This window comes from Aeromonas sp. FDAARGOS 1409 (assembly GCF_019048705.1).
GTDB lineage: Bacteria > Pseudomonadota > Gammaproteobacteria > Enterobacterales > Aeromonadaceae > Aeromonas > Aeromonas sanarellii.
The window spans coordinates 4,006,098-4,023,828 of record NZ_CP077395.1 but is presented as its reverse complement, the minus strand read 5'-3'; the positions used below and the strand labels follow the sequence as shown (position 1 = coordinate 4,023,828).

At 66.5% G+C, this 17,731-nt stretch carries 13 protein-coding genes; 12 read left to right on the top strand and 1 reads right to left on the bottom strand.

Annotated elements, in window-relative coordinates:
- The first annotated feature begins 28 nt into the window (after positions 1-28).
- The 10 genes from I6L39_RS18740 (at position 29) to I6L39_RS18695 (ending at position 13,772) form a co-directional block, all read left to right on the top strand.
- Positions 29-1,078 (top strand): 3-keto-5-aminohexanoate cleavage protein, encoded by a 1,050-nt coding sequence (locus I6L39_RS18740; protein ID WP_216990490.1) that lies wholly within the window; start codon positions 29-31, stop codon positions 1,076-1,078.
- Between the two features lie 188 nt (positions 1,079-1,266).
- Positions 1,267-2,601: an MFS transporter gene (locus I6L39_RS18735; protein WP_216990489.1), complete on the top strand. Its 1,335-nt coding sequence runs from the start codon at positions 1,267-1,269 to the stop codon at positions 2,599-2,601.
- Between the two features lie 75 nt (positions 2,602-2,676).
- Positions 2,677-3,675: a DsbA family protein gene (locus I6L39_RS18730; protein WP_216990488.1), complete on the top strand. Its 999-nt coding sequence runs from the start codon at positions 2,677-2,679 to the stop codon at positions 3,673-3,675.
- Positions 3,663-4,688, top strand: a complete 1,026-nt coding sequence (locus tag I6L39_RS18725) for a YeiH family protein (RefSeq protein WP_254203693.1) — start codon at positions 3,663-3,665, stop codon at positions 4,686-4,688. Before I6L39_RS18730 ends, I6L39_RS18725 begins: the two co-directional genes overlap by 13 nt.
- 209 nt (positions 4,689-4,897) lie before the next feature.
- On the top strand, positions 4,898-5,593 hold the full coding sequence (locus tag I6L39_RS18720) for a CoA transferase subunit A (protein WP_216990487.1): 696 nt from the start codon (positions 4,898-4,900) through the stop codon (positions 5,591-5,593).
- A gap of 2 nt (positions 5,594-5,595) precedes the next feature.
- Positions 5,596-6,225, top strand: coding sequence for a CoA transferase subunit B (locus I6L39_RS18715; protein WP_216990486.1), 630 nt, complete (start codon positions 5,596-5,598; stop codon positions 6,223-6,225).
- Positions 6,226-6,681: 456 nt separating this feature from the next.
- Positions 6,682-8,595 (top strand): DUF1302 domain-containing protein, encoded by a 1,914-nt coding sequence (locus I6L39_RS18710; RefSeq protein WP_254203692.1) that lies wholly within the window; start codon positions 6,682-6,684, stop codon positions 8,593-8,595.
- Between the two features lie 26 nt (positions 8,596-8,621).
- Entirely contained in the window at positions 8,622-9,983 is a 1,362-nt protein-coding gene (locus tag I6L39_RS18705) for a DUF1329 domain-containing protein (protein WP_254203691.1), read from the top strand.
- A gap of 87 nt (positions 9,984-10,070) precedes the next feature.
- Positions 10,071-11,168, top strand: coding sequence for a YCF48-related protein (locus I6L39_RS18700; RefSeq protein ID WP_216990485.1), 1,098 nt, complete (start codon positions 10,071-10,073; stop codon positions 11,166-11,168).
- A gap of 69 nt (positions 11,169-11,237) precedes the next feature.
- On the top strand, positions 11,238-13,772 hold the full coding sequence (locus I6L39_RS18695) for an RND family transporter (RefSeq protein WP_254203690.1): 2,535 nt from the start codon (positions 11,238-11,240) through the stop codon (positions 13,770-13,772).
- Between the two features lie 207 nt (positions 13,773-13,979).
- Here I6L39_RS18695 and I6L39_RS18690 read toward each other — a convergent pair whose 3' ends face one another.
- The gene (locus I6L39_RS18690; protein ID WP_042078585.1) at positions 13,980-15,032 is read right to left on the bottom strand and encodes an AraC family transcriptional regulator; all 1,053 of its coding nucleotides are present in this window, start codon (positions 15,030-15,032) and stop codon (positions 13,980-13,982) included.
- Between the two features lie 298 nt (positions 15,033-15,330).
- On the opposite strand from I6L39_RS18690, the gene I6L39_RS18685 reads away from it, so the two are divergent.
- Entirely contained in the window at positions 15,331-15,909 is a 579-nt protein-coding gene (locus I6L39_RS18685; RefSeq protein WP_216990484.1) for an alpha/beta hydrolase, read from the top strand.
- Between the two features lie 71 nt (positions 15,910-15,980).
- On the top strand, positions 15,981-17,639 hold the full coding sequence (locus I6L39_RS18680; protein ID WP_216990483.1) for a fatty acid--CoA ligase: 1,659 nt from the start codon (positions 15,981-15,983) through the stop codon (positions 17,637-17,639).
- Positions 17,640-17,731 lie beyond the last annotated feature (92 nt).

The following is a 17,731-nucleotide window of genomic DNA, read 5'->3' as shown; positions in this document are numbered from 1 at the left end:
AAGGCCAGCCAATTTAAGGAATGAACAGATGCAATTCTTTGACGATTCCCTGCACCCGGAAAACATGGAGAAGGTGGTCATCACCGTCGCCCCCTACGGCCCCGAGTGGGCGCCGGGCGACTTCCCGGAAGACATCCCGGTGACCATGGAGGAGCAGGTCCAGAAGGCGGTTGATTGCTACGAGGCGGGTGCCACCGTGCTGCACCTGCATGTGCGCGAGCTGGACGGCACCGGCTCCAAGCGTCTCTCCAAGTTCAACGAGCTGATCGCCGGGGTCCGCAAGGCGGTGCCGGACATGATCATCCAGGTCGGCGGCTCCATCTCCTTCGCCCCCGAGAGCGAGGGGGAGGCGGCCAAGTGGCTCTCCGACGACACCCGCCACATGCTGGCGGAGCTGACCCCGAAACCGGATCAGGTCACCGTCGCCATCAACACCACCCAGATGAACATCATGGAGCTGCTCTATCCGGAGTACCTGGAAGGCACCTCGCTCGCGAACCCCGCCTACCAGGCCGCCTACAGCGAGATGACGGTGCCGGCCGGTCCGGCCTGGGTGGCCGAGCACCTCAAGCGCCTGATGGCGAACGGCATCCAGCCGCACTTCCAGCTGACCGGCATGCACGCCCTGGAGACCCTGGAGCGGCTGGTGCGCAAGGGCATCTATCGCGGCCCGCTGAACCTGACCTGGATCGGCATCGGCGGCGGCTTCGACGGCCCGAACCCGTTCAACTTCATGAACTTCGTCCACCGTGCGCCAGACGGTGCCTGCGTCACCGCCGAGTCGCTGCTCAAAAACGTGCTGCCGTTCAACATGATGGCCATGGCCATGGGGCTGCACCCGCGCTGCGGCATCGAGGACACCATCATAGGTCAGCACGGCCAGCGCATGAGCTCGGTGGAGCAGATCCAGCAGTGCGTGCGCGTCGCCCACGAGCTGGGCCGCGAGGTGGCCAACGGCAAGGAGGCCCGCGCCATCTACCGCATCGGCGTGCAGTACGACAGCATCGAGGAGACCCTGAAGGCCAACGGCATGGCGCCGAATCGCGTCCCGGGTCAGCTCGGCGTGCCGCAGCGCTGAGCCAGTCGGGTCGCGGTGTGAAAAAGAAACGCCGCGACCCGCCAACACCGTTTGCCAAGAGGGCGGCAGCCCTTGCACTATGCAGCATCCGGCAAGCTGAGCGATGTATCAGTAATGGGTGCCCGGCGGCTCCGGCCACCGGGACCCAGACCGGGAACCTGCCAATTTGGAGTAGCACGAGGGATTGTATGGCTACGTATCGTATCGATGACGACGCCGAGGCCGGCAAGGTTGCCGTGCCCCGCCGCTATGCCTGGATAGTGTTTGCGCTGACCTTCGGTCTGCTCATCTCCGACTATATGTCGCGCCAGGTGCTCAACGCCGTCTTCCCCATGCTCAAGGGGGAGTGGGCGCTCTCGGATACCCAGCTTGGCCTGCTGAGCGGCATAGTCGCGCTCATGGTCGGGCTCTTGACCTTCCCGCTCTCTTTGCTCGCCGACCGGTTCGGGCGGGTGAAGAGCCTGGCCCTGATGGCCGCCCTCTGGAGCCTGGCCACCCTGGGTTGCGCCCTGGCCCAGAACTACGAACAGATGTTCGTCGCCCGCTTCCTGGTGGGAGTGGGGGAGGCCGCCTACGGCAGCGTCGGCATCGCCGTGGTGGTCTCCGTCTTCCCGCGGGAGATGCGGGCTACCCTCTCCGGCGCCTTCATCTCGGGCGGCCTGTTCGGCTCAGTGCTCGGCATGGCGACCGGGGGCGTGCTGGCCCATTTTCTGGGCTGGCGCTGGGCCTTCGCCGGCATGGCGCTGTTCGGCCTGGTGCTGGCGGCGCTCTACCCCATGGTGGTGAAGGAGTCGCGCATCGCGACCCCTTGCCGCACAGCCAAGGACAAGGCTGGAGAGCGCAGCCCGCTGCGCAGCCTCTATGCCAGCCGCTCGGTGATCGCCGCCTATGTGGGCAGCGGCCTGCAGCTGTTCGTCGGCGGCACCGTCATCGTCTGGATGCCGAGCTACTTCAACCGCTACTACGGCATGGCGACGGACAAGGCGGGGGCGGCGGCGGCCATCATAGTGCTGTGCAGCGGCGCCGGCATGATCCTGTGCGGCATGCTGAGCGACAGGCTGTGCAAGGCGCGGCCGGATCGCAAGATAAGCCTCGCCATCGCCTATTGCCTCGGCAGCTGCGTCCTGCTCTCCCTGGCGTTCGCGCTGCCGGTGGGTCTGCCGCAGATACTGCTGATCTGCCTCGGCATGTTCATCGCCACCGGCACCTCGGGCCCGGCCGGCGCCATGGTGGCGAACCTGACCCACGCCAGCATCCACGGCACCGCCTTCGCGACCCTGACGCTGGCCAACAACCTGCTCGGCCTCGCGCCCGGCCCCTTTATCACCGGCAAGGTGTCCGACCATATCGGGCTGGACAACGCCTTCCAGCTGGTGCCCCTCATCAGCATCGCGGCGGCGCTCGTCTTCCTCTACGCCAAGCGCCACTACCACAAGGACGTGGCCCGGCTGGAGGGGGAGTCGCAGCCCAGGGGCGCCGGCGCCTCCGTCATCGAGCCGGCCCCCGCCGAGGCGAGGATCTGAGGCCCTGGGGGCACATGAGTTTTATCCGTCCGGCGACGATCGCCGGATAGGGGTTGATCACAGGGAGACAAGGGCATGGGCAGTACCCTGCACAATACGCTGAACATAGAGGTCTATTTCGATTTCATCTGTCCCTGGTGCCTGATCGGCAAGCGCCAGCTGGACCAGGCCCTGGCCCTGCTGCGGGCCGAGCGCCCCGGGTTGCAGGTGACGCTGCGCTGGCGTGGGGTGCAGTTGCTGCCCCAGCTGCCGGCCGGGGGGGAGGATTTCAACACCTTCTACCTGCAGAGGCTGGGGGGCGAGCAGGCGCTGCGCCTGCGCCAGGCCCAGGTGCGCGAGGCTGCGGCCGGCGTCGGGGTGGCGCTGGACTTTGGCCGCATCCCCCGTATGCCGAACACCGCCGATGCCCACCGCCTGTGGCAGCGGGCCGGCGAGCTCGGTACCCCTGAGCAGTGCGAGGCGCTGCTGGAATCCCTGTTTGCCTGTCACTTCCAGCAGGGGGGGGATCTGGGGGACTGTCATACCCTGCTCGATCTGGCCGCCGCGGCCGGTTTCGCCACCGACGCCCTGGTGGGCGGCCTGGAGGGGGACGGCAGCCCCTTCTGCGGCACCGCCGAGGGGGCCGCCAGCCGGGGGGTACCCAGCTTCGTGCTGGGGGGACGGGTTCTCTCCGGGGCCCAGCCGGTGGAGCGCCTGCTCGCCAGCCTGCGTCAGGCCGTCGTGGTCGAGGGCACGGCGGCGCAAAGGCGCATCGCCGTGCCCGCCAGCCGGGTGCCGGCGCCGGGCAAGCGCGCCCTGATCGAGGAGGGGGGCAGGAGCCTGGTGCTGTTCAACATCGATGGCCGCTTCCACGCCATCGATGACGGCTGCCCCCACCAGGGGGCGTCGCTCTGCGGCGGCAAGCTGGAGGGAGAGGTGATCCAGTGCTGCGCCCACGGCCTGCGCTTCAACCTGAACACCGGCTATCTGCTGGGCTCCACCCAGCTCAGGGTCAACCGCTACCCGGTCGAGCGGGCGGGCGACCAGCTCCATATCGTCGTTGCACCGGAGGAGGAGATCCCATGCACGCGTTGAACCCCGCCGTCACCGCCCGCGTCTCGCGGGTGCGCGAGCTGGCCCCCGGCATGGCGGTCAGTCTGGTGGTGGCCGCCGCCGCCACCTTCCTCTCCGAACACTACGGCGCCCCCGTGCTGCTGTTTGCCCTGCTGCTCGGCATGGCCCTGAACTTCCTCAGCGCCGAGGGGAGCTGCAAGGAGGGGATCGCGTTCACGGCCCGCAGCGTGCTGCGCATCGGGGTGGCCCTGCTCGGCATGCGCATCACCCTGGGCCAGATCGCCGAGCTCGGCTGGATGCCGGTTGTCCTGGTGGTGACCCTGGTGGTGGTGACTATCGGCCTGTCGGTGGTGGTGGCCAAGGCGATGGGCTTCCAGCGTCTGTTCGGCATGCTGACCGGCGGTGCCACCGCCATCTGCGGTGCCTCCGCCGCCCTGGCCCTGGCCGCCTCCCTGCCCAATCATCCCCAGAAGGAGCGCGCCACCCTGTTCACGGTGATCGGGGTCTCGGTGCTCTCGACGCTAGCGATGATCACCTACCCCATGATCGCCCGCTTCTTCGAGCTGACGCCGGTGGAGGCGGGGGTCTTCCTCGGCGCCACCATCCACGACGTGGCCCAGGTGGTGGGGGCGGGCTACAGCATGTCCACCGAGACCGGGGACGTGGCCACCGTGGTCAAGCTGATGCGGGTCGCCATGCTGCTGCCGGTGATCGTCGCCGCCGCCATGATCACCCGGATGCAGGGGGCGGACGGCGCCTTGGACAAGCGTCCGCCACTCTTGCCCCTGTTCGCGGTCGGCTTCCTGGTGCTGGCCTGCATCAACAGCACAGGCTGGGTGCCCGCCATGGTCCAGAGCGGGGTCAACGAGCTGTCGCGCTGGTGCCTGGTGATCGCCATCGCCGCCATCGGCATGAAGACCCAGCTCAAGGAGCTGGCCTCGGTCGGCATCAAACCCATCCTGTTGATGGTGGGGGAGACCGCCTTCCTCGCCGCCCTGGTGCTGGTGCTGATGCACTGGGGCATCAAGCCGTAGGAAGGTCATGAACGTCCGAAGACGCGACCCTATTCGAACCTGCCAACTCAATTGACTGCGTAGGTTCGATTAGCCGCATAGCGGCGTAATCGGACGATCGCGATACGTGGTCTCATTAAGCGGCACCCAGCCAACTGCCAGACAAAGCAAGACTGAAGTCATAAAACGAACGCGCCCCCGTGGCCAACGGACTAGCCAGAGAGGTATCCATGAACAAGATTTATCCCAGCGCCCAGGCCGCCCTCGGCGATCTGGTGCAGGACGGCATCACCATCGCCTCGGGGGGCTTCGGCCTGTGCGGTATCCCCGAGCGGCTGATCGAGGCGCTGCGCGAGACCGGCAAGCGCGGCTTCACCGTCATCAGCAACAACTGCGGGGTGGATGAGTTCGGCCTGGGGCCCCTGCTCTACAGCCGCCAGATCAAGAAGATGATCTCCTCCTACGTGGGGGGCAACAAGGAGTTCGAGCGCCAGTACCTGGCCGGCGAGCTGGAGTTGGAGTTCACCCCCCAGGGCACGCTCGCCGAGAAGCTGCGGGCCGGCGGCGCCGGCATTCCCGCCTTCTTCACCCGCACCGGTTACGGGACCCTGATCGCCGAGGGCAAGGAGACCCGCCAGTTCGACGGCGAGTGGTACGTGATGGAGCATTCGCTCACCGCCGATCTCGCCATCATCAAGGGGGCCAGGGCGGACAAGGCGGGCAACTTGATGTTCAACAAGACCGCCCGCAACTTCAACCCGCTCTGCGCCAAGGCGGGCCGGGTCTGTGTCGCCGAGGTAGAGGAGATCGTCGAGGTGGGGGAGCTGGCCCCTGACGAGATCCACCTGCCCGGCATCTATGTGCAGCGGCTGGTCCTGAACCCCAACCCCGAGAAACGTATCGAAGTGCGGACAGTGAGGAGTTAACCATGGCCTGGACCCGTGAAGAGATGGCGCAGCGCGCCGCAAGGGAGCTGCAGGACGGCTTCTATGTGAACCTCGGCATCGGCCTGCCGACCCTGGTGGCCAACTATATCCCGGAGGGAATGGAGGTGTGGCTGCAGAGCGAGAACGGCCTGCTCGGCATAGGCCCCTTCCCGAGTGAGGAGGAGCTGGATCCGGATCTCATCAACGCCGGCAAGCAGACCATCACCACCCTGCCCGGCAGCAGCTTCTTCGACAGCGCCGAGAGCTTCGGCATGATCCGCGGCGGCCACATCAACCTGGCGTTGCTCGGGGCTATGCAGGTGTCCGAGCGCGGCGATCTCGCGAACTGGATGATCCCGGGCAAGCTGGTCAAGGGGATGGGGGGCGCCATGGATCTGGTGGCCGGGGTCAAGCGGGTGGTGGTGCTGATGGAGCACTGCGCCAAGAACGGCGAGCACAAGATACTGGAGTGGTGCAACCTGCCGCTGACCGGGGTCGGGGTGGTGGATCGCATCATCAGCGATCTCGCCGTGCTGGACGTCACCCCGCACGGTCTCAAGCTGGTGGAGCTGGCCCCCGGCATCGCGTTCGAGCAGTTGCAGGCCGCGACCGGCTGCGCCATCGCACGCTGAGCGCGCGGTTTTCCGGCGGTGAAGGGGCCTGGCCTTTCCCCGCCGTTTTTATTTTCCTCGCCCCGTTTTCCTTCGCCCCGAACACCCCTCCCACGCTACCTGACCCTGCCGCCCGACAGGGCTGATGGGCCCGGCATCGGGGCTGGTTGACACCGTTTTCAACCCTCGTCGTCTTCGCCCCCCTGGGCTGTCACCAAATGAAAAGTGGCTGACGTTCAATGGCAAGCGTGGCCCCGGAGGGAGGCCTTACAGTCGACGCACAAGAAGAGAGAGACCGCGTCATCAGCGCGAGCGACACCCCGGGGCCGATGCAAAAACAGAGCTGCATCCAGGAGCCGAACAAGGCGGTGCGCCATAGCCAGGTCATCCCGCTTGCATCAATAAAAAAGCCAACGGAAACGGCGCTCAGACAGATAACAACAACGACATCAGATGACGACACTCGGAGAGACTGTAATGGATTACAAGCACACGAGTCATGGTTGCGGTGCCCTGCGCCTCAGCCTGCTGGCGACGGCCATCGCGGCCGCTCTCCTGCCCAGCGTTCAGGCGGTCGAGATTGACACGGACAGCGAAGAGTGGTCCGTGCGCTTCGACAACACCGGCAAATTCAACTACGGCGTGCGCACCGAGAGTGCGGACGACCGCATGCTGGCCACCCCCAACAACAACGACGGCGACTACAACTTCAAGGACGCCGGTGACACAGTCACCACCCGCTTCGATCTGCTGACCGAGCTGGATGTGGTGAACAAGGGCAACACAGGTTTTCGCGTCAGCGCCACCAGCTGGTATGACTACGCCTATCGCGACGTGGGGGCCGATGACAACCCCTTCATCAACGGCAACAACACCAGCTCCGGGATCGTCGGCCAGCCGCCCGTGGCGGCCAACCCTCACCTGAGCGACTATGCGAACCGCTACTACCACGGCCCCTCCGGCGAGATCCTCGACGCCTTCGTGTTCCACAGCATGGAGGTCGGCGAGGAGTCGCTGCTGAGCTTCAAGGTGGGCCAGCACAACGTCTACTGGGGGGAGACCCTGCTGAACCCGGTGCACTCCCTGAGCTACGGCCAGTCGGGCCTGGATCTGGCGAAACTCGCGGCCTCCCCGGGCACGGAGGCGAAGGAGCTGTTCGTGCCGCGCAACCAGGTCTCCGCCTCCTTCACCCTGAACCCGGAGTGGACCTTCGCCGCCCAGTACTTCCTGGAGTGGGACGCCGCCCGCCTGCCGGAGGCCGGCACCTACTACGGCAGCTCGGATCTGGTGGGCTTCGGCGCCCAGTCCTTCCTGCTGGGGCACACCGGCGGGCCGGGTCTCGCCGGGCCGAACGGCACCCTGACCAACATCCGCCGCGGCACCGACATCGAGCCGGGCAAGCACGGCGACTGGGGCATCATGGCCAAGTGGTCCCCCGAGGCGCTGGACGCCACCCTGGGGGCCTTCTACCGCCGCACCGCGGACATCCTGCCCCAGGCGGTGCTGGATGCCCGCGGCATGACCATTCGCGGCGCCGCGCCGCTGCCGGGCGGCGCCATCCCCAACCTGCGCCAGTCCATCGCCACCACCAGCTACTCCCTGGCCTACGGCGAGAGCATCGACATCTTCGGCCTGAGCCTCTCCAAGGACATCGCCGGGGTGAGCGTGGGCAGCGATCTGAACTATCGCCACAAGATGCCGCTCGCCAGCATACCGGCGCTGCTCAGTGCCGCAGGGCCTGGTGGACTGGCCAATGGCTTCGGTGCCTTGCCCCCCCGCCACGCCGGCACCGGGGTGATCACCGATGATTCCGACGGCTACAGCGCCACCGGCGACACCCTGCACTGGACCCTGAACGGCCTGATGACCATAGCCGACACCCCGCTGTTCGACGGCGCCGCCCTGCTGGCCGAGCTCTACTACAGCAACCTGCTGAGCCTGGACGAGCACAACAAGGCGCTCTACAAGGGCGAGGAGAGCTATCAGGGCATCGACAAGCCGACCCGTGACAACTGGGGCCTGGCGGTCAACTTCACCCCCACCTGGTATCAGGTCTTCCCCGGCGTCGACATGACCATGCCGCTGTCGGTGAACTGGGGCCTCTCCGGCGTCTCGCCGGTGCAGGCGGGCGGGTCGAAGGAGACCGGCAACTACGCGCTGGGCCTGGGGGCCGTGGTGTACAACCAGTACTTCGTCGATCTGAAGTACGTGGACTCCTTCGGCAAGTCCGCCGAGTGCAACGACGGCGCCAGGGACGGCGCCACCCCCAACGCCCTGGACGGCGCCCAGCGCACCACCTGTTACGCCGGCGGCTACTCCTCCTTCTCCGGTGGCGGCGCCACCACGGAAGACAGGGGCGCCATCTACCTGACCCTGAAGACCACCTATTGAGTCAAGCGACCGAGTCGGAGAACGAGATGATGAAACCTACACAGACATTGCTGGCCCTCTCCCTCGCCCTGGCCTTTGCCGGCCAGGCCCAGGCGGCCGTTTCCGCGAGCGAGGCGGGCAAGCTCGGCACCAGCCTGACCGGGGTGGGCGCCGACGCGGCGGCCAACGCCGACGGCTCCATCCCCGCCTATACCGGCGGCCTGACCACACCGCCGGCCGGCTTCAAGGCGGGCGACAGCATGCGCCCCGACCCCTATGCGAGCGACAAGCCCCTGCTGGTGATCGACGGCAAGAACGCAGGCCAGTACAAGGGGGCGCTGACCGCCACCACGGCGGAGCTGCTCAAGCGCTTCCCTGACTTCCGGGTGGATGTCTACCCGACCCACCGCAGCGTGGCGCTGCCCAGGGCGGTGCTGGACAACACCAGGCTGAACGCCGTCAGCGCCCAGACCCTGGAGGGGGGGCTCGCGGTGGACAAGGTGCTGCCGGGCATTCCCTTCCCGATCCCGCAGACCGGGGCCGAGGCCATGTGGAACTTCCTGCTGCGCTATCAGGGGGTGAACATCGCCACCAAGTACGACTCCTGGAACGTCGATGCCGCAGGCACGGCGGCGCTCTCCACCACGGGGCAGGCGTTCATCAACTACGCCATCTACGAGGACATGAAGAAGCCCATCTCGGCCAGGGACACCTACTACCAGATGAAGCTCTACTACACCGGGCCCGCCCGCCGCGCCGGTGAAGCCATCATGCTGCGCGATGCCGCCAACCCCTTGGAGCAGCCGCGCAAGGCCTGGCAGTACCTGCCGGGGCAGCGCCGGGTCAAGCTGGCGCCGAACCTGGCCTATGACACCCCGAATCCGGGCACCTCGGGCGCCGGCACCTATGACGACGTCTTCGTCTTCAACGGCGCTCTGGACCGCTTCGACTGGAAGCTGGTGGGCAAGCAGGAGATGATCGTTCCCTACAACACCTACAAGCTGACCTACGAGCCCGATGCCCGGGCGCTGACCACCCCGAACTTCCTGTCGCCGGATCACGTGCGCTGGGAGAAACACAGGGTCTGGGTGGTGGAGGGGACCCTCAAGGCCGGCGAGCGCCACATCTACGCCAAGCGTCGCTTCTACCTGGACGAGGACAGCTGGATGGCCCTGGCGTCCGATCAGTACGACGCCCGTGGTCAGCTCTATCGCGGCTCCTTCGCCTTCCTGAGCCAGAGCTACGACAAGCAGACCCCGGATGCCACCCCCTTCATGATCTATGACCTGGTGGCGGGCACCTACAACATCAACGGTGTGGTGGGCCCCCATGGCGGCATCAAGTATGGCGCCCCCCTGTCCAAGGCGAAGTGGTCGCCGGAGTCCCTGGCCGGCGCGGGTATACGCTAGCCCACGGGAGCCCGGTTCGCCCAGCGAGCCGGGCTTCTCGATGTCGGCGTCGGGGCTGCCCGGCGCCTCTTGATACAAGGACGTGGTATGGGTTCATTCAACAAATTGGCGCCCTGGCTGTGCTGCGCCCTGCTGATGCCGGGGCTCGCGCAAAGCGCACAGGTGACGGCAGCGCAGAGCGCAGGCGCGGCCGCCTATGTGGACGTGCTGGACTTGCCGGCCAAGGCGAGCGCCCTGGCCAGGCAGAGCCCCCTGCTCGATCTGGCCCAGGCCGGGAAACGGCTGGTGGCGGTGGGGCAGCGGGGGCACATCCTCTACTCCGATGACGACGGCCGGCACTGGCAGCAGGCCGGGGTGCCGGTGAGCGTGGATCTCACCGCCGTCGCCTTCCCCAGCCCCGAGCAGGGCTGGGCCGTGGGTGGGGACGGGGTGATCCTGCACAGCGCCGACGGCGGGGCCAGCTGGCAGAAGCAGCTGGATGGCCGCCAGATAGGCGAGCTGGTGCGCGCCTATTACGCCGAGAGAGCCAAGGCCGAACCGGACAACGAGCAGTGGGCCGCGCTCGTGGAGGAGGGGCAACGCCTTATCGAGGAGGGGGCGGACAAGCCGCTGCTCGACGTCTGGTTCCAGGACGACAGGGTCGGCTATGTGGTCGGGGTGTTCAACCTGATTCTGCGCACCGAGGATGGCGGCCAGCACTGGACGCCCATGCAGGATCGCACCGACAACCCGGACGGGCTCCACCTCAACGCCATCGCCCGGGCCGGGGAGAGCCTCTATCTCGCCGGCGAGCAGGGTCTGCTGCGCAAGTGGGATGAGGCGGCGCAACGTTTCGTGGCGCTGCCATCCCCCTACGAGGGGAGCTTCTTCGGCCTGATCGGCCGCCCCGGCGAGCTGCTGGTCTATGGCCTGCGCGGCCACGTCTATCGCAGCACGGACGGTGGCGCGAACTGGACTCAACTCGCCAGCAAGCTGCCCATCAGCATCAGCGCGGCGGTACAGGATGCCGGCGGGCATGTCCGCCTCTTCACCCAGGCCGGCCACATGTTGCGGGTGAATGGCGATCGGCCGCTGCAACTGGTGGCCGAGGCGGAGCCCTCGCCGGTGGCGGGCGCCCTGCTGACGCCCCAGGGCACCCTGGCGCTGGTGGGTCACCGCGGCGTGCGCACCCTGGCGGTGAATTGAGGCCGTCACAGGCTTTGCCAAATCAGGCCGTCAGGATGACGGCCCCATCACGATAACGAGGATCCAGAGATGGGCCATGTGAAGCAAGATGCGATGCCGGTGATCCGCGAGCTGGCGGATTTCGATCGGCGCTCCGGCAACCTGCTGGAACGGCTGGTGTTCAACCACAGAGCCCTGTTCATGCTGTTTATGACGCTGGCGACCCTGGTGCTGGGCTATATGGCGACGACGAGGCTGGAGCTTAGGCCCAGCTTCGAGAAGATGATCCCCCAGAGCCAGCCCTACATCAAAAACTTCCTGGAGAACCGCCAGTCCCTGCGCGGCCTCGGCAACTCGGTGCGGGTGGTGGTGGAGAACACCCGGGGCGACATCTTTGATCCCGGCTATCTGAGCGTCCTCAAGCGGGTCAATGACGAGCTGTTCCTGACCGAAGGGGTGGACCGCGCCTGGATGAAGTCACTGTGGAGCCCGGCGGTGCGCTGGACCGAGGTGACCGAGGAGGGCTTCCAGGGCGGCCCCGTGATGCCGGACGCCTATCAGGGCAAGCCTGCCGACATCGAGCAGCTGCGCCAGAACATCAACCGGGCCGGCATCGTCGGCAGCCTGGTGGCGAGCGACTTTAAATCCAGCATGCTGATCGTGCCCCTGCTGGACAAGGCCTCGGCCACAGGCCAGCCCCTCAACTACCACGAGTTCTCCCAGCGCATCGAACAGCTGCGCAGCCAGATCGAGTTCGACGGCAAGCCCCACCAGGCGGGAGAGGAGGGGACGGGCAAGTACAAGATCCGGGTCATCGGCTTCGCCAAGCTGGTGGGGGATCTCATCGACGGCCTGATCCAGGTGATCATGTTCTTCGGCCTGGCGGTGGTGACCTCGCTTCTCATCATCTTCCTCTACACCCGCTGCGTGCGCAGCACCCTGCTGGTGGTGGGCTGCTCGCTGATCGCCGTGGTGTGGCAGCTTGGGCTAGTCGCCTGGCTTGGCTACGCCATCGATCCCTATTCGGTTCTGGTGCCCTTCCTCATCTTCGCCATCGGGGTCTCCCATGCGGCCCAGAAGATGAACGGCATCATGCAGGATATCGCCCGCGGCACCCACAAACAGATCGCCGCCCGCTACACCTTCCGCCGCCTGTTCCTGGCCGGGGTCACGGCGCTGCTCGCCGACGCGGTGGGCTTCGCGGTGCTGATGCTGATCGACATCCCGGTCATTCAGGATCTCGCCATCACCGCCAGCATAGGGGTGGCGGTGCTGATCTTCACCTCCCTGCTGCTGATGCCGGTGGCACTCTCCTTCGTGGGGGTCGGGCGCAAGGCGGCGGAGCGGGCCCTCAGGATCGACACCAATGCCGCCGCCAACCAGGGGTTCGGCAAGCTCTGGGCGCTGCTGGACTGCTGCACCGAGCGCAAGTGGGCCACCTTTGTGGTGGCGTTGGGTCTGGCCATGGGGATCGGCGGCTACCTGGTGAGCCTGAACCTGAAAGTCGGCGATCTGGACAGCGGGGCCCCCGAGCTGCGGGCGGATTCGCGCTACAACAGGGACAACGGCTATATCACTGGCCACTATGCGCTCTCCAGCGATCTGTTCGCGGTGATGGTCAAGACGGCGCCGGAAGGTTGCCTCAACTATCAGACCCTGATCCTGGCGGATCGCCTGGGCTGGGAGTTGCAGCAGCACCCGGGGGTGCAGGCCACCAGCTCCCTGGTCAACGCGGTGCGCCAGATCACCGCCGGCACCTACGAGGGCAACCCCAGGCTCGCCAGCATCCAGCGCAATCAGAACGTGCTGAACTACGCGGCCCAGCAGGCCTCGGTCAACAGCCCCGAGCTGTTCAACACCGACTGCTCCCTGATGCCGGTGATCGCCTACCTCAAGGATCACAAGGCCGAGACCCTGAGCGGCGTGGTGGCCATCGCCGATCGGTTCGCCCGGGAGAACTCGTCGTCGGATCGCCAGTTCCTGCTCGCCGCGGGTTCGGCCGGCATCGAGGCCGCCACCAACCTGGTGGTGCACGAGGCGAACCGCACCATGCTGCTCTACGTCTACCTGGCGGTGACCGTCTTCTGCCTCATCACCTTCCGCAGCTGGCGGGCGACCGTGGTGGCGCTGGTGCCGCTGATGCTCACCTCTGTGCTGTGCGAGGCGCTGATGGTAGCCATGGGGATAGGCGTCAAGGTGGCAACCCTGCCGGTGATCGCGCTCGGGGTCGGCATCGGCGTGGACTACGCGCTCTATCTGCTGAGCGTGCAGCTGCACCACCAGCGCCAGGGCATGTCGCTGGTGGAGTCCTACCGCAACGCAGTGGCCTTCACCGGCCGGGTGGTGGGGCTGGTGGGGATCACCCTGGCCGCCGGTGTGGTGGGCTGGGCCTGGTCACCGATCAAGTTCCAGGCGGATATGGGGATCCTGCTCACCTTCATGTTCCTGTGGAACATGCTGGGGGCGCTGATCGGGGTGCCGGCGCTCTCCTACTTCCTCTTGCGCGGCACCCGGCCCGCCCTGGCCGAGGCCGGGGAGAAGGTTGCGACACCCCGTGCGAGCGTCGACGCCTCCGCGCCCCAGGGGAGGATGACGGCGGAGCAGCTGCCGGCCGATGCCCGCTAGGAAGCGGCAAGGGGCAACAGAGGGAGGCGTCAGGCCTCCCTCTTCTTTTGGGCGCTATGGTGGAAATGTGCGGGATGAACAGGGAAGGGGATGTCGCTACCTTGATCCCCGTGCTGATAGGCGGTGGCTCCTGCCGCCAGGAGAGGGGAATACAAAGAGGGAGGCACTGGCCTCCCTCGTTAACCTCTGGCAACAGAGCTGACTGGCCTAGCCGTAGGCCAGGCTGGTGCGCACGTTCTGGGCCGCCTTGGGCACTATCTTGTTGCGGGTGCGCCAGGTGGCGGGCGGCATGCCGAACTGGGCGTTGAACCAGCGGGTGAAGGAGCTCGGCATGGAGTAACCCAGCATGTCGGCGATGTGGCCAAGCGAATAGCCGGAGTTTTGCAGGTAGCGCATCACCAGGTCCCGGCGTACCTCGTTGACCAGCTCGCTGAAGGTGGCGCCGCTCTCCTCGAGGTGGCGCTGCAGGGTGCGCACGTTCATCCCCAGGGTGCGGGCGATCTGCTCTATGGTGGCGCGCCCCATGGGCAGCAGCAGGTAGATGGCCTTGCGCACGTCGGTGAGCAGGGATTGCTGGGTCTCCACCACCAGGGTGTCCAGGTACTGGCGCGCGTGGCGGGCCATGGCCTGGTTGGCCAGGGGATTGGGAACGTCCAGATCCGCGGCGTGGCAGACGATGCCGTTGAACTCGCTGCCGAACTCCAGCTTGCAGCCGAACAGCCGCTTGTGGATGGAGAGATCCGCCGGCGCGTCATGGGTGAAGTTGACGCTAATGGGATGCCAGTTGGCGCCGACCCCGACCTGGGAGGCGCAGAAACGGTACATGACGCCGACCGCGAGCTCCGTGGTCTGGCGCGACGGCATGGGGGTGTCGGTGATGATCTCCTCGCGGATGATGACCGTCTTGCCCGCCTCCTCGATGTAGATGGCCAGGGCGTTGTTGAACAGGTGGATGTACTGCACCATCACCTGCAGGGCTTCGCGCAGATTGGGCTGGTAGCTCAGCAGCAGGCTCACCTCGCCAAAATCCGACAGCTGGCGATGCTCCGCCATGCGCAGTCCCAGGCTCTGGCAGTCGCCGGTGCGGGCGGTGAGCTCCAGCAGGTTGATGATGGTGGCGACCGGGATGCGCTGATTCGGGACATCCAGTATGGAGGCGCTGAGCCCGGCCTGGGACAGCAGGCTGGGGGTGTTGAGGCCCAGTTGGCGGGCGACGTCGAGGTAGTTGGTGAGGGTAGCGGCTCTGGCAAGAAGGGTCATGATGCAGTTCCCATGGCGACAGCTCATCTGCTGGTTGTTAACCATTTATTATCATTTCGGCTACATCATGGGAAGGCTTATTAACTTATCTATTAGTCGCAGATCCCAGGGGGTGAGCTCGCTCACAGTCCGCTTCCGATGGCGTCCCGACCCCGTGATCGCCGCCTTGTCCGGCCGAGTCTCTGTCGCAAAAAGACAACTCCATGGCACCCAAGGTAAAGCAGCCGAATGGCGAGCCCCTTACTGTGGCTTCCATATCGGCCGGCTCTCGCCGGATAGCCAGGACAGGGGGAGTGAGATGAAACAAGGGCAACCCAGGGCCAGGGTGTTGATAGTGCCGGGCCTGCGCGATCACGTGGTGGATCACTGGCAGACCCTGCTCGCCGCCGAGCTGGAGCAGGTGGTCACCGTGCCGCCGCTCACCTCGGACAAGCTGAGCTGCAAGGCCAGGGTCGAGGCCATCGAGGAGGCCCTCGCCGCCATCGAGGGGCCGGTGATCCTGGTGGCCCACAGTGCCGGAGTGCTGATGGTGGCCCACTGGGCTGCCCAGTACGGCGCAACCAGACAGCACAGGGTCCAGGGCGCCCTGCTGGTGACGCCACCGGATCTGGATGCCGACTGGCCGTCCCACTACCCCAGCAAGGAGGCCATGGCGGCCGGCGGCTGGCACCCCTTGCCGCGCACCGGGTTGCCATTCCCGAGCCTGGTGGCCATGAGCCAGAACGATCCCCTGGCGAGTCCGGAGGCGGTCCGCGCCCTGGCCCGCGACTGGGGGAGCGAGCTCGTCGACGTCGGCGCCGTGGGGCACCTCAATCCGGCGAGTGGCTTCGGCCCCTGGCCAGAGGCCCGGGCGCTGCTGGCACGCTTCGAGCGCTGATCATCCCATTCAGGGGACGGAGTCTCCCCTGCAGTCCACAAGCCTGTGACCATGAACCGAAAGGAGTCCCTATGGTGAAGACCCGCATCATTGCGCCGGCAGAGGGCGCCCACGCCTATCCGCTGCTGATCAAGAGCCTGCTGCTGTCCGGGGGGCGTTATCACCCGGAGCGGGAGATCGTCTACGCAGACAGGCTTCGCTACGACTATCGCACCCTCAAGCAGCGCATCCACCGCCTCGCCAACCTGCTGACGGCGGCGGGAGTGGGCCCCGGCGACACCGTCGCCCTGCTGGACTGGGACAGCCACCGTTCCCTCGAGTGCTTCTTCGCGGTGCCCATGATAGGCGCCGTGCTGCACACGGTGAACGTGCGCCTCTCCCCCGAGCAGATCGCCTTCACCATGAACCACGCCGAGGATCACCTGGTGCTGGTGCACGACGACTTCCTGCCGGTGCTCGAAACCATCCAGCACCAGCTGCCCACGGTACGCGGCTATGTCCAGCTGACCGACGACAAAGCGACACCGACCCGCCTGCCGGTGCTGGGGGAGTACGAGACGCTGCTGGCCGGGGCGGGCGATCACTTCGACTTCCCCGACTTCGATGAACACTCGGTGGCGACCCTGTTCTACACCACGGGCACCACGGGGGATCCCAAGGGGGTCTATTTCAGCCACCGCCAGCTGGTGTTGCACACCCTCAACGAGCTGGGGACTCTGGCGGCCCATGCGGGACAGTCGCTGCTCTGCTCCGACGATGTCTACATGCCCATCACTCCCATGTTCCACGTCCACGCCTGGGGCGTGCCCTATGTGGCGACCATGCTGGGGGTGAAGCAGGTCTATCCGGGCCGCTACGAGCCGAACAAGCTGGTACGCCTCTATCGGGACGAGGGGGTGAGCTTCTCCCACTGCGTGCCGACCATCTTGCAGATGATCCTCGATTGCGAGGAGGCCAAACAGACCTCGTTCGAGGGCTGGAAGATGTTGCTGGGGGGCAGCGCGCTGCCGCTCGGCCTCGCGGCCCAGGCCAGCCAGAAGGGGATCCGGGTGCATGCCGGCTATGGCATGTCGGAGACCTGCCCGCTCCTGTGTGTGGTGCACCTGACCGAGGCGGAGCTGGCACTGCCCATGGCGGAACAGTTGCCGCTGCGCATCAAGACCGGCAAGCCCATCGGCCTGGTGGATCTGCGCATCGTCGATCTGGGGGGCCGGGAGCTGCCCCACGACGGCGAGGCCATGGGGGAGATAGTGGTGCGCGCTCCCTGGCTGGTGCAGGGCTACCTGAAGGAGCCGGGCAAGGGGGCTGAGCTGTGGGAAGGGGGCTGGCTGCACACCGGGGACGTGGCCTCCATCGATCCCCAGGGGACGGTGGAGATCAAGGACCGCATCAAGGACGTGATCAAGACCGGCGGCGAGTGGATCAGCTCGCTGGCGCTGGAGAACCTCATCAGCGCCCACGACGGGGTCCACTCGGTGGCCGTGGTGGGGGTGCCCGACGAGCAGTGGGGAGAGCGCCCGCTGGCGCTGGTGGTCGGCAAGGAGGGGGTGAGCCTGGATCCCCAGGTCATCAAGACGCACCTGCAGGGGTTCGTGGAGAGCGGCTGCATCAACCGCTGGGCCATTCCCCGCCAGATCCGCATCGTGCAGGAGATCCCCAGGACCAGCGTCGGCAAGGTGAACAAGAGGCTCATCCGGGAGCGGGAGCTCGGCGGGTCGGGGGGACACTGAGCCTCCCTCCGTCACACCTGAACCTGCCCCTAGGCCGCCCCCACTGTTTGAGGGGGCATATTGTTGGGACCAGAACGCTTGACTACGCTAAT

Coding starts and splice junctions, on each gene's coding strand:
- I6L39_RS18690 (WP_042078585.1), bottom strand. CDS start 15,032: ATGACCCTTCTTGCCAGAGCCGCTACCCTCACCAACTACCTCGACGTC.
- I6L39_RS18705 (WP_254203691.1), top strand. CDS start 8,622: ATGATGAAACCTACACAGACATTGCTGGCCCTCTCCCTCGCCCTGGCC.
- I6L39_RS18700 (WP_216990485.1), top strand. CDS start 10,071: ATGGGTTCATTCAACAAATTGGCGCCCTGGCTGTGCTGCGCCCTGCTG.
- I6L39_RS18695 (WP_254203690.1), top strand. CDS start 11,238: ATGGGCCATGTGAAGCAAGATGCGATGCCGGTGATCCGCGAGCTGGCG.
- I6L39_RS18725 (WP_254203693.1), top strand. CDS start 3,663: ATGCACGCGTTGAACCCCGCCGTCACCGCCCGCGTCTCGCGGGTGCGC.
- I6L39_RS18680 (WP_216990483.1), top strand. CDS start 15,981: ATGGTGAAGACCCGCATCATTGCGCCGGCAGAGGGCGCCCACGCCTAT.
- I6L39_RS18685 (WP_216990484.1), top strand. CDS start 15,331: ATGAAACAAGGGCAACCCAGGGCCAGGGTGTTGATAGTGCCGGGCCTG.
- I6L39_RS18730 (WP_216990488.1), top strand. CDS start 2,677: ATGGGCAGTACCCTGCACAATACGCTGAACATAGAGGTCTATTTCGAT.
- I6L39_RS18720 (WP_216990487.1), top strand. CDS start 4,898: ATGAACAAGATTTATCCCAGCGCCCAGGCCGCCCTCGGCGATCTGGTG.
- I6L39_RS18710 (WP_254203692.1), top strand. CDS start 6,682: ATGGATTACAAGCACACGAGTCATGGTTGCGGTGCCCTGCGCCTCAGC.
- I6L39_RS18740 (WP_216990490.1), top strand. CDS start 29: ATGCAATTCTTTGACGATTCCCTGCACCCGGAAAACATGGAGAAGGTG.
- I6L39_RS18735 (WP_216990489.1), top strand. CDS start 1,267: ATGGCTACGTATCGTATCGATGACGACGCCGAGGCCGGCAAGGTTGCC.
- I6L39_RS18715 (WP_216990486.1), top strand. CDS start 5,596: ATGGCCTGGACCCGTGAAGAGATGGCGCAGCGCGCCGCAAGGGAGCTG.